Source organism: Paenibacillus sp. CMM36, assembly GCF_053570945.1.
This window is the reverse complement of the sequence record NZ_JBSEDY010000002.1, coordinates 571,502-583,541: the sequence shown is the minus strand read 5'-3', so window position 1 is coordinate 583,541 and position 12,040 is coordinate 571,502. Positions and strand designations below refer to the sequence as shown.

Genomic DNA, 12,040 nt, shown 5'->3' with positions numbered 1-12,040 from the left:
CTAATGACGAACCTCGCGGAAGCTATAGATAATGTCGTGCAGTTCTTTCTTTAAACGGCCGTCTTTAGACGCTGGGGCATATCCTAGCACCTGGTAGTAATCCTTTTCGGTCTCTATAATCGCTACGTGGGTGATATATTTATCCACATCTTTTTTACCTTTAATCGCGAACTCAAGGGCAGGATATCCATGAATGGTTGTATTAGAGACAGGTCCTACACTGGACAGGTTCCACTCTTTGGTTAAGTTATTTTCAGCTTTCTTACCATACTGTTGGAGAGTTATATTGCCCAATTGCTTTTTCGAGTGGGATAGTACCACAACGGACTTTTGAATGTACGGATTAAATATCGCAATCTCTGCTTTTCCTTCACGGTCCGGATCTGTTGACCAGTCCAGTGGGGCTGTGATTTGAAATCGTCCATCTTTACTCACATAGCTTTGCTCTTTCTTGCTCACTGGAGCTTCAGGAGGCACGTAACTATTTGCCAGTATAAAAATAGCATTTACAAACGAGGCTCCCAAGATCACTATGGCGGTAAAAAATATAAACAGCGAACGTTTCATTGTCTTTTTGCTAATCGGCTCTAAATCCCGTACCTTTACAACATATGTACCTGCAGCTAAATCACCAATTCGTTGTCTAGATGCAGTTACTAACACGCTGATACCAGCAGGTATCCCACCCATTAGCAACGGATTGGTATCGATTAGCCTGAGCAGCGTACGAATGAGTGATTTAAGAAAACCAGGAGGCTTACCTTCCCCGTTAACCACCTTAATACGAAAGACGAACTTACCCAGCGTATAGCCTGTGTAACCTTCCAAAAGCAAATAATAGCTGAAGAAAGCAATAAGCAGAATACAACGGGATGCAATCGCTAAAGGCCAAAACCATCTATCCGTTATTTGAATGACAGAAATAAAGAAACAAATATACCCAAGATAAAAAAATATGCAATCAAAAACTGTTGCTCCCCACCGTCTAAACAGAGTAGAGTTCCCGTATGTTTTTGATAACGCCGCCATCCTGTTTGGATCTACCCCATAATTTTGACCATGCCGAATGTACATCTGTCTTGAAGATTCCTGCGGGTTGTGTGGTACGTGCTGTTCGTCCAAAAAATACACCTCTTCTTAATAATTAAAAACACACTCCTTATATTAACGGTCATTTTACAATCCATGTTTAGGAAAACATTCTATAAACAAAGAAATTATTATAAATATCCCTTCCTCTCATTTACTCTATAATTGGAAGAAGAAAGTAACGATAGACTCGGGAGGTATGGGTATGCAAGAAGAGCTGGCAAAAGCGAACAAGGCAGCAAGAGGTGAGAATGTGAAAGGTGAGTTTCCGGTTATAACGACCGAACGTCTCGTATTACGAAAAATGGTAGCGACGGACAGCAAGGACATGTTGGAATACTTTTCAGATGAGCAGGTTATGAAGTTTTATGGACTGAGCCCGTTTGAGTCTGAACAGGATGTACTGGATGAGATCAGTTGGTATGATCGGATTTTTGAGACAGATCAGGGAATACGCTGGGCTCTTCAAACGAATGAAGGTAAAATCATCGGTTCTTGCGGGTTTCATAACTGGGACCAACGTCATCACCGGGCAGAAATGGGCTATGAATTGTCCAGAGACTATTGGGGCCAAGGGTTAATGTTGGAGGTACTTGCAGCTGTAATCGACTATGGGTTTAATACCCTCTCATTGAACCGCATTCAGGCGCTAGTAGAGCCAGAGAATGCACAATCCTTGCGTTTGCTCGAAAAAGCAGGCTTTCGGCAGGAAGGGCTCCTCTCCCAATATGAATTTACGTCCGGGAAATATGATGATCTTTACATGTGCGCATTGGTCAAATCAGAGTATATCAATCGTTCTCAGAAATGATAGATGAGGTGAATCAAGCGGGGGAGCATGGGTAGGAAGAAGGTTGATCATTGTACAACATGATCGACCTTCTTTTTGGATAAAGCAATAAAAAACCCCTTAAAAAAGGGGATTGGTGCTGGGGGTTGTAGGGTTACAATTCGTGTCGCTAAGATCAGGATTGGTAGAGAGGTCGCGATAATGGCTGAGCTTATATTCAATAATTTTTTGGGTCTCCATCAGTCTGGAGATTTCTTGTTGAATCTTCTGATTATGTTTTTCAAGTAAGGAGTGTCTAATCGGAATGGTGCTGTTGCCTTGCATCGAAAGTTCTCGATAATGCTTCATTTCCTCTATGGTCATTCCAGTGGCTTTTAATCGGGTTAGAAAGATAATCCCCAGAATCTGATCTCTACTGTAGAACCTGTGTCCGTTAGCCCTTCGTTCTGCATAAGGCAGCAAGCCAATTCGCTCATAATAGCGTATGGTATCCTCTGTTAAGCCTGTTAGTTCTGCAGCTTGACTAATAGAGGTTATGGTCTCCGGAATTTCCTGCAAAGTACCCCACTCCTTCACTGTAACGATTACCAAGGCACTTCTCCATTCGAGTCGAAAAATCCTCCTGACGGCCCGTCATTATTTAAAGCGGCTAAACGTACAACGACAGCAGCAGCCTGTTGTACCGAACCCGGTCCTGTAAAGCCGTTTAAGTCAGTGGCGGTAAAGCCAGGGTCAGCCGAATTAATTTTGAGAGGTGAGTCTTTGAATTCTTTGGCAAGGGTGACGGTGAACATATTAACCGCTGCTTTGCTGCTATTGTAGGCAAGCAAATTAAATTGTGCATGCTCATGCTCAGGATCGCTATTATAGGTTAACGAACCAAGGCCACTCGATAAATTAACGATTCTACCGCATGGAGATTCTTGCAATAAAGGCAGCATGGCTTGCGTCACCGCGACCAAACCGAAAAAGTTCGTTGCATACGTTTCTCTTAAATCGTCTAAAGAGAACTGACTTGGAGGAGTGGCTCCTCCCAAAGATATACCGGCATTGTTGATGAGTACATCAAGGGAACCGAATTCTTGTTTGATCTGTTGGACTGCGGAATCAATCGTACTGTGATTCGTCACGTCTAACAAAATCAATCGGGCTTTTACTCCCTCATTAGCCAACTTAGCCACCGCTTCCCGGCCGCTCTGCTCATTCCGTGAGCCAATCAGGATTGTATAACCCATACCCCCCAATTGTCTGGCTGTTTCATACCCGATGCCTTTGTTGGCCCCAGTAATAAGAACTGTTTTTCCAATGGTCATGAGTGATTCCTCTTTTCATTATTCTTGAATTTGGCGGCCACCATGCTTTAAATGTACTACTTGGAGTATACTTAAAGTCAACACAAAACCAGCAAAAATATAGCTCGAAATGCCCTGGACATTCTTTAACTTGGAAGATGGGAGAATGGAATGAATAAAAGGCAAATGGAAATTTTACGCATGTTGTTAACTGAACCGGACCGGTTGTGGTTAGCGCAGGATCTGGCGGATCTGACCGACTGCTCTGAAAAGACGATCCGCAACGATCTGAAAGTAATTGAAGATTATATCGTCAAGCATTCTGATGCCAATCTGGTGAGAAGGCCGGGACGCGGCATTTATCTGGAGATGGGTGAAGCGGATCAGAATGAATTGTTCCATCGACTGTATGCGGACGAGAGTACGGCCCAACATGAGTCGGATGAGGAAAGGGTACTGCATCTCGCCTATCGGCTCTTGATGAATGCCAAGCCTGTGACCATCCAGGATCTAGCTTCACAGTATTATGTGAACAAGACGGTAATTCGTAGAGATATGGAGAAGATTGATGGCTGGCTACACAGCTTTGATCTGGCCTTAATTACCAAGCAGCGCGTAGGCTTGACCATCCTAGGCTCTGAGAAAAATAAGCGCATCGCTTTGGCGCGGATGAACCAGCTGATTGACAGTCCTGAGTTAACAGGACAGTTGATGCGCAAACAGTTTGAATCGCACGAGATTACAACCATAAATCATGAATTAAAAGCATTGCAAAAACGCAATGAGCTCAGCTTTACTGACGAAGCTTTCGAAGCTCTAATGCTGCATATCCTCTTAATGGTCAAACGAACCAAGATGGGACAACCCATTTCCCTCTCCAAGCAGGACATTGCCTTTTTGCAGGAGAGACGCGAATTTACATGGGCTATGTCTTTTTTGCAGCAGTTGCAAAAGTTGTTTGCCGTGCCTTTTTCCAAGGAAGAGACAGCGTATTTAACTCTGCACCTGCTTAGCGGGAAGTTCCGTTACCAGCAGGAGGAAAGAACAGGAAAACAAGGTGAGCTGGCAGATAGCCACCCGCTTTTGCCTGAGTTGATTGAGCAGTTAGTCCGGCGGATGTCCGAGCTGAATATGATTGCCTTTTCCAAGGACAAGATGTTGCTGAAAGGATTGAATGTCCATTTATATACGACCCTGAACCGTCTTCAATATGGGTTGACCGTGTCCAATCCTATGCTGGCCGAGATCAAGAAGATGTACCCCTACATGTTCGACCGAGTTATTATTACGCTGGAAGAGGTGGGGAGATGGGTCCGGCTATCATTCCCCGAGGAGGAAGCGGCGTATTTAACGCTGCATTTTCAGGCTTCTGTGGAGCGATTGCACCGGAAAGAGAGTCATCCCCAGAGAGCCATTATCGTGTGTCACATGGGCATCGGTATGTCCCAACTGCTGCGCACCAAGGTGGAACGTAAATTTCCGGCTGTACATGTGGAGACCACCCTTTCCAAAGCAGAAGTCCAGGACTATCTGGCAGCCCAGGAGGTGGATCTCGTCATTACCACTGTAGATCTCCCAGAGATGAACATTCCGCACATTCTCGTCTCTCCCTTGTTGGATGCCAAGGACGAGCGTCGATTGGAGCAAGTGATCCGACGACTGGATGAGCCGGAACATAGGGCGGCAGACGAATCTGTATTTTTTAAATATACAACACCTTTTTTGGTCTTTCCTCAGCAGGAAGTGCAGCATCCGGAACAATTGATCTCCAAGCTGGCGCAAATACTGGAGGACAAGGGATATGTGGAGCCCGGTTATGTGGACAGCGTACTGGCGCGAGAAAAAATGTCAGCTACGACGATTGGGGGAGGCATAGCCATCCCTCATGGCGGTTCTGAGTGGATAAGGCAGTCCTCTATTGTAATCGCTACCTTGAAGCAGCCGCTTACCTGGGGGACCGAGAAAGTAGAGCTTGTGTTCTTGCTTGCGGTTAAACAGGATGGGCGGGAAGAGATGCGCCAGTTATTCAAGGAATTGTCCCTGATCAGTGAGCAACCTGCTTTGGTTCATGCCTTATCTAAGGAGACTGATGCGATGAGATTATTAGGGAGAATGAAGGGATAAACTAAAATCAAAAAGCTGTGATCTGGAGCAGGACTTATAGATAAGTCCTGTTTTTTGTCGGTATAATTCCGTTTTTCCGAAAGTTCCGGTAAAAAGTTCGTCTGATAGCAGCAGGATAGGCGTTTATACTATCAATGTAAGCGGAAACATCAGAGAGAAGGGGAATGACTATGAAGATATTGGCGATTACCTCATGTCCTAACGGAATTGCACATACGTATATGGCAGCTGAGAATCTGCAAAAGGCAGCAGCAAAGCTGGGCATCGAGATGAAGGTCGAGACACAAGGCTCCATTGGAGTCGAAAATCAACTGACCGAGCAGGAGATCCGTGAGGCAGATGGCATTATTATTGCAGCGGATAAAACGGTGGTTAAAGACCGTTTCGTCGGTAAAAAACTGCTGGTCGTTGGCGTACAGGATGGCATTCGCCGTCCGGAAGAATTGATCCAGCGGGTAATGAAGGGTAATGTACCTGTGTACCAAGCAGAGTCACGTTCTGCTGAAGGTAGCTCACAGGAGAATAAACCGAAACAAAATCCCATCTACCGCCACTTGATGAACGGTGTATCCTATATGGTACCCTTCATCGTCATTGGGGGATTGCTCATTGCTATTGCGTTGACGATTGGCGGTGAGAAGACACCAGGCGGTCTGGTTATACCGGACGGTTCTTTCTGGAAGACGGTTCAGAATATCGGTTCGGCTTCGTTTACCTTTATGATACCGATCCTCGCCGGATTTATCGCGATGAGTATTGCGGATAGACCGGGGCTTGCGCCGGGTATGATTGGCGGGTTCATTGCTGCAAACGGCAGCTTTTATGGAAGTGAGGCGGGGGCTGGATTTATCGGCGGCATTATCGCTGGTTTCCTGGCGGGTTATGTTGCACTTGGGATTCGGAAAATTAAAGTTGGCCGAGCATTACAGCCGATCATGCCTATTATTATTATCCCTGTATTAGCATCTTTAATTGTTGGATTAATCTTTGTCTTTGTGATTGGTGCTCCAGTCGCACAATTGTTTGAAGCTTTAACGGGTTGGCTTGCAGGTATGCAAGGTACAAGTTCAATCCTACTGGCATTAATTCTAGGTGCGATGATCTCCTTTGATATGGGTGGCCCTGTGAACAAAGTTGCATTCTTATTCGGTTCGGCCATGATTGGCGAAGGGAATTATGAAATTATGGGCCCGATCGCCGTTGCGATTTGTATCCCGCCAATTGGGATGGGACTTGCAGCGATGCTCAACAAACGTAAATTTGCACCTGCAGAACGTGAGGCTGGGAAGGCAACATTTACGATGGGGTTATTCGGTATTACCGAAGGTGCGATTCCATTCGCAGCGCAAGATCCACTACGTGTTATTCCCAGTATCATGGTAGGGTCCATGGTCGGTTCTGTCATCGCCATGTTGGGAAATGTAGGTGACAAGGTAGCTCATGGTGGACCGATTGTAGCTGTACTTGGTGCAGTGGACCACGTGCTTATGTTCTTCATCGCCGTTATTGTCGGCGTAGCCGTATCGGTTGTCCTGGTGAGCTTGCTGAAAAAAGATATTGCAGCAACTGTAACTCCGGATGCTGCTGGGGAAGCGATGCCTGGACATTCTACCGCAGGAGCTGGACAATCTGCGATTACTACAACGGCCGCTGCGGAGTCATCTGTTTCAACAACTGTCACAAATAACGGGCCAGCCGTGTCTCTGCAAGCTGTTCACATTGAGAAACTGACGGATATTGTAACGATGGATCTGATTAATTTGGATCTGGAAGGAACGACACGAGATGCTGTGGTTGATGAAATGATCGGAGCACTTGAGAGAAATGGAGCCGTAAGCTCTGCCCGTGATTTCAAACAGGCGATATTAGCCAGGGAGGAAGAAGGCTCCACAGGCATTGGAATGAATATTGCCATTCCTCATGGCAAATCGGAAGCTGTCCTGAAGCCAAGCGTGGTCTTTGGCATCAAGCAGGGCGGTGTTGATTGGAATAGTGCAGACGGAAGTAAGGCAAAACTGATCTTTATGATTGCCGTACCGCGCAACAGCAAGGAAAATGCGCATCTGAAAGTGCTGCAAATGTTATCGCGTAAGCTGATGGACGATCATTTCAGAGAGGCGCTTCTGGCAGTTACTACGAAGGAAGAAGCATATCAATTGCTGGATCAGGTGCATTAATTCAATGCGATAAGAACCTAAAATAAAGAAAAGAGGCTCCCGAAGTTTCAGCCGGGAGCCTTTTTTTTGAGAAGGTCTTTGCGTGAGTCAGCGGCGTTCACCGCGTGATATAAGTATGATGCCGAGAAATACAAAGCCTGCACCAGCCAGATGAGCAAATGAGAAGGATTCACGGAGGATGATATAGGACAGCAGCAGTGTGCTGACGGGAATACAACCCGTGTATACAGCTGCTGTACTAGCCGGTACTCTTGATACACCCCTAAACCATAATACGTAGCCTAATGCGGTGACAAAGATACCATAATATAAGACTAGCCCAATCTCCCCTACACCAACGTGGTTAAAGTTGAACTGTTGGGCCTCCACAAAGGAACAAGCCAGGAACATGAGGAATGAAAAGAGTGTTATATACATGGTTCCAAGCAGGGAAGAGACATGGCTGGATAGCATCTTGCGTAACACTGTCAGTGCCGCTTCTCCGAACACAGCAGACAGAACAAGCAGCAGGCCAATGAACGAGGTTGCGTTAGGAGCATTGAACCAGAGCGCCGATATGTGAGGTACTTGTAGTGCCAAAACACCGAGCAGTGAACAGGCAATCCCTAGTCCGGGGCGGAGCGTAATCTTTTCTCTCAGCAGCACATACGAAAGAAGTACAACAATAGCTGGGGTTAAGCTAGTTAAAATTCCGCTTTCGGAAGCAGAGGCGTAGGCCAGCCCGTACAGCATTAGGACACGGAAGAGAAACATGCCGACCAGTGCTTGAATGAACAGGATTAAGGCATCCCGTTTGCTGATCCTTAATGAATACTTCTTGATGAATACAATGGGTACCAAGAACAGAAGGGCAACAGCCAGACTGGCAGATTGCGATAAAAAAACAGGCAGCTGCATCACGACCAGTTTGCCGACTACCACAGAACTGCCGACAATGGAAGTGGCGATCACTAATTCCATGTAAGTCGAAAAGGTTGGTTTGTTCATTTTATCTCACCTCTTGTACAGATATTGATATATACTGTAGCAATAGAAACTGGGCACTTGTAGATCCAGTTGAAGAGGTTTTCGACAGTACCGCTTGGGGGGTAGCTATGTGGTTATCTATCGATAAGAATGTGACAGTTCCGATGCTGCGTCAGGTATATCAAGCAATACGGGACCGTATTTTAGCTGGAGAACTGAATGCAGGGTATAAACTTCCTTCGACCCGGGTGCTGGCCTTACAGTTGAACGTTTCCCGGAATGTTATCCTCGAAGCTTATGAAATGCTGCTAGCCGAAGGCTTAGCCATTGCGCGCTCAGGTTCAGGAACCTATGTAGCCGAAGGGGCCGTCCTTCCAGGTTATGTATCCGCACCGCCTATCGAGGCGTCTGCGTCTGCAGTGGAATCTGCATATTCAAATGAGATGTCGGTAATTTCCTTCCGGACAGCCTTCCTGCATTGGAATTACTTCCGCGCAAATCATGGGCTGACTTGCTTCAGAGCGTATGCAAAGAGGCTCCTGATCTGGCACTAGGTTATGGCGATCCTGCTGGAGAGCCTGAGTTACGCAGGGAGCTAGCCGACTATTTGAGTCACACCAGAGGAGTGAAAGTCAGCCCGGAACATATTGTAATCACTAGCGGAGCAGTACAAGCGATTCAGCTTGTCACCCGTCTGTTACTGTCAGCTGGAGATGAAGCCCTGGTAGAGGAACCGACAAATGAAGATTTAAAAAGCATTCTGGCGGCCACAGGAGCCACACTGCGGAGTATGACTGTTGATGATTCGGGAGTTATAACAGCCGATCTGCCGCAAAAGAAACACCCCAAACTGGCATATCTGACACCCTCGCACCAGTTCCCGCTGGGGGGTATCTTGCCGATCCAAAGGCGGATCGAGCTAATTCAGTATGCAGCCCGGACAGGATGTCTTCTGCTCGAAGATGATTATGACAGTGAGTTCCGGTATGACGGGGTGCCCGTCCACTCCTTGCAGAGTCTGGACCCAGAACGGGTGCTATATGTCGGGACGTTTAGCAAAATATTATTCCCCGCGCTGAGGATCGGCTATATTGTTCTTCCCTCGTCACGAGTCGCTGATTTTATCCGTTTAAAGCAACTGGCGGATTACCAGACGGCGAGCCTGGAGCAAATTGTGTTGAGTCGGTATATCAGGAAGCGACTCCTTCATAAACATGTACATAAGATGAAGAAAGTGTATGCCAAGCGTCGTCAAGTCCTGATTGATAGCCTTGAGCAGCATTTTACAGGGCAATATCGGGTGTGTGGCCGATCGGCGGGTTTACATTTGGTAGCAGAGTTTCAGTTCCCGTTCCGAGAGGATTTGCCGAAATGTCTCCATAGTCAAAATGTATTTGCGGCACAGCTTGAAGGGAACCGGCTGCTCATGGGCTATGGGCATCTAAAGGAAAATGAAATTCGTGAAGGGGTTCGCAGAATCAGGAACGCACTGCAACGGTAGTAAACGCGAAAGCAGCCTATCCTTAGGTGAGGATAGGCTGCCCTTTTCATAGCAAGATATTGTGTTCCATCATCACTATTCATACGAGGTTTGAGCCACGCGTACTAGCATATGGGCAAGCGCATGCTGCTGCTCCTTGTCCCCCGCTTTCCACAGCTCCTGGAGGAGCTTCTCCTCGCTGTTTCGAGGTTCTTCTTTGGCTGCCAGATATCCAGCTATCTTCTCAGCTGCTTTTGCGATCAATTCTTCATTCAAACCAATATTTTGAGCCATTTCAATCTTGTCGCTCAAATAACTTTTGAATGAATCAAAGCTGCCCAGAATGTCATCCTTTTTGTTGTCGTCTATCCGATTTAATACGTCATCTACCTTGTTCAAGGCCACTTCGCCTTCCTTATTCACAACATGATTGTGCTCTGCCATTTCTAACGCCTCCTCAAGATCGTTTTCTAGGATAAGGACTGCTTACGGTACGGTAGTACTTACCCCGGCTAACCAAAATGAAACCGATGAGAAGCGGAGTATTGCGGAGGTAATCGCTACATAAAGTCAAAAAAATAACGAATTACGTGGAAAAAGACGGGTGAGGTGTAGGTCAAACTATCCACCCGGCTTAAATAGCTTTTTTTCAAAGCATCGAACTTATCATCATCGCCGATTAATAAATCCCGCTTCAGCACGGAAACCGTTAAACTGCCAAAGAAACCGCTCAAGCTGATCAGCATGCCGAAAATAATTCCAAATTTCAGGTCAAACGGCGTCAGATAGGGATAGATGAAATAGGAAGCCGCTATAGTTACGGGAAAAGCGAATGCAAAGCCTTCCCAAGTTATATTGGGATTGGATGTCGGGACGATTTTCCGTTTTCCGAAATAGAGTGATGCTAGATAGTGTACGACATCATTGAGCTGCGTCAGTACCACTAGAAAAAGTACAAGTTTCGCTCCGTATTGCGGCGTAGCAAACTGAAAATAGGCCAGATGACTCAACCCGAAAACCATCAGCATGAGTCCCCACTGGGTCGAGCTGACACTGCGCAGAAATCCAACCGTTCCTTTGTTGATCAATCGCGGGAGCGGTAGCAGTAAGAATACATAGATAGGAATAAAAACAATAAACATTCCGTACCACCCGATATAAATCCAATAAAATTGTACGGGAATCGCCAAGTACGCCCATAGAAACAATCTGCGATCAGCTTTTCTGGATCTAATCATGGAAAAGTATTCTTTTAGCGCAAAAAAGGTGAGTGCCATCAGGGAAAGCAGTGAAACAATCGGATTGAAAAGAGTTGCCAAGCAAAAGATAAAGAACATACCCCACCATGTCTTGATGCGAAGCCCAATCCCTGCATAGTCTTTGTCTGGCTGTGTTTTGACTACTACTATGTAAATCAGATGGATGACCAATAAGGCTGTAAAAATAAGGATTAACGTTAATATCGAACTGTCCATTACCACTCACCAACTTATCGCGAAATAGGGTTCCATTAGGGTTCCTATGTTATTATGAAGGAATAATTCCAACTTGATAAGGGGAAATTTCGTAAATGGTAGCAGATCAATCCGTCTTTATCTTGCTTACGAATACGGGAACGTTTCTTACGAGAGTCATTAAAAGCTATACGAGAGCGCCATACAATCACGCCTCCATTTCCTTCAACCGGGAACTTTCGGAGTTATACAGCTTCGGCAGAAAGACCCCTAATAACCCTCTGGATGGTGGTTTCGTGAAAGAGGATATTAAGACAGGTACATACAGCAGATTTCCGAATACAACATGTGTTATCTACCAGCTTCAAGTAACCGACCGTGAAGTTGAAAAAATGAAGCGAGTTTTACATGTATTTATCCGAAGTCGTCAAAAATATATGTATAACTTACTGGGTTTGATTGGTATTGCACTCAAAGAACCAGTCGAGTTCAGCAATTCTTATTTTTGTTCGCAATTCGTCGCGGAAATTTTACAGCGATCCGGCATAAAAATATGGAACAAACTGCCCGCTCTTGTTACGCCAGACGATTTTCGGCAAAGTGATCGATTCCATTTGATCTACGAGGGGAAATTGAGCGAGTATGATCCTCAAGCTTGAGGACCAGCA

The 12,040-nt window shown here is 45.9% G+C and carries 12 protein-coding genes; 6 read left to right on the top strand and 6 right to left on the bottom strand.

The features are described from left to right. Nucleotides 1-1,131, bottom strand: a complete 1,131-nt coding sequence (locus ACWA2B_RS06750) for an RDD family protein (RefSeq protein WP_239645251.1) — start codon at nucleotides 1,129-1,131, stop codon at nucleotides 1-3. Nucleotides 1,132-1,342: 211 nt separating this feature from the next. Between ACWA2B_RS06750 and ACWA2B_RS06745 the strand changes: the two genes are divergently transcribed. Further along, on the top strand, nucleotides 1,343-1,900 hold the full coding sequence (locus ACWA2B_RS06745) for a GNAT family N-acetyltransferase (RefSeq protein ID WP_039272193.1): 558 nt from the start codon (nucleotides 1,343-1,345) through the stop codon (nucleotides 1,898-1,900). Nucleotides 1,901-1,999: 99 nt separating this feature from the next. Here the strand turns inward: ACWA2B_RS06745 and ACWA2B_RS06740 are convergent, their stop codons facing one another. Both ACWA2B_RS06740 and ACWA2B_RS06735 read right to left on the bottom strand, forming a co-directional pair. Next, entirely contained in the window at nucleotides 2,000-2,470 is a 471-nt protein-coding gene (locus ACWA2B_RS06740; protein ID WP_449291826.1) for a MerR family transcriptional regulator, read from the bottom strand. Then, on the bottom strand, nucleotides 2,464-3,192 hold the full coding sequence (locus ACWA2B_RS06735) for an SDR family oxidoreductase (protein ID WP_341071411.1): 729 nt from the start codon (nucleotides 3,190-3,192) through the stop codon (nucleotides 2,464-2,466). Before ACWA2B_RS06735 ends, ACWA2B_RS06740 begins: the two co-directional genes overlap by 7 nt. Nucleotides 3,193-3,342: 150 nt before the next feature. Here ACWA2B_RS06735 and ACWA2B_RS06730 point away from each other — a divergent pair, with 150 nt between their 5' ends. Together ACWA2B_RS06730 and ACWA2B_RS06725 are read left to right on the top strand one after the other, a co-directional pair. Then, the gene (locus tag ACWA2B_RS06730) at nucleotides 3,343-5,295 is read left to right on the top strand and encodes a BglG family transcription antiterminator (protein ID WP_449291825.1); all 1,953 of its coding nucleotides are present in this window, start codon (nucleotides 3,343-3,345) and stop codon (nucleotides 5,293-5,295) included. Nucleotides 5,296-5,465: 170 nt separating this feature from the next. Next, nucleotides 5,466-7,472 carry a fructose-specific PTS transporter subunit EIIC gene (locus ACWA2B_RS06725; protein ID WP_449291824.1) on the top strand — a complete coding sequence of 669 codons (2,007 nt, stop codon included), beginning with the start codon at nucleotides 5,466-5,468 and terminating at the stop codon, nucleotides 7,470-7,472. Between the two features lie 87 nt (nucleotides 7,473-7,559). Here ACWA2B_RS06725 and ACWA2B_RS06720 read toward each other — a convergent pair whose 3' ends face one another. Further along, nucleotides 7,560-8,459 (bottom strand): DMT family transporter, encoded by a 900-nt coding sequence (locus ACWA2B_RS06720; RefSeq protein WP_069012306.1) that lies wholly within the window; start codon nucleotides 8,457-8,459, stop codon nucleotides 7,560-7,562. Nucleotides 8,460-8,566: 107 nt separating this feature from the next. Here ACWA2B_RS06720 and ACWA2B_RS06715 point away from each other — a divergent pair, with 107 nt between their 5' ends. Together ACWA2B_RS06715 and ACWA2B_RS06710 are read left to right on the top strand one after the other, a co-directional pair. Continuing rightward, nucleotides 8,567-8,992 (top strand): GntR family transcriptional regulator, encoded by a 426-nt coding sequence (locus ACWA2B_RS06715; RefSeq protein ID WP_449291823.1) that lies wholly within the window; start codon nucleotides 8,567-8,569, stop codon nucleotides 8,990-8,992. After that, the gene (locus tag ACWA2B_RS06710; protein WP_449291822.1) at nucleotides 8,917-9,939 is read left to right on the top strand and encodes an aminotransferase-like domain-containing protein; all 1,023 of its coding nucleotides are present in this window, start codon (nucleotides 8,917-8,919) and stop codon (nucleotides 9,937-9,939) included. The genes ACWA2B_RS06715 and ACWA2B_RS06710 overlap by 76 nt, the downstream gene beginning before the upstream one ends. 75 nt (nucleotides 9,940-10,014) lie before the next feature. Here the strand turns inward: ACWA2B_RS06710 and ACWA2B_RS06705 are convergent, their stop codons facing one another. Beyond that, nucleotides 10,015-10,362: a DUF3243 domain-containing protein gene (locus ACWA2B_RS06705; RefSeq protein ID WP_318627769.1), complete on the bottom strand. Its 348-nt coding sequence runs from the start codon at nucleotides 10,360-10,362 to the stop codon at nucleotides 10,015-10,017. A gap of 116 nt (nucleotides 10,363-10,478) precedes the next feature. Next, complete coding sequence (locus tag ACWA2B_RS06700) at nucleotides 10,479-11,393, bottom strand: phosphatidate cytidylyltransferase (protein WP_165145549.1); 915 nt, start codon at nucleotides 11,391-11,393, stop codon at nucleotides 10,479-10,481. A 95-nt stretch (nucleotides 11,394-11,488) separates the two neighbouring features. Between ACWA2B_RS06700 and ACWA2B_RS06695 the strand changes: the two genes are divergently transcribed. Next, nucleotides 11,489-12,031 carry a hypothetical protein gene (locus ACWA2B_RS06695; RefSeq protein WP_039271982.1) on the top strand — a complete coding sequence of 181 codons (543 nt, stop codon included), beginning with the start codon at nucleotides 11,489-11,491 and terminating at the stop codon, nucleotides 12,029-12,031. Nucleotides 12,032-12,040 lie beyond the last annotated feature (9 nt).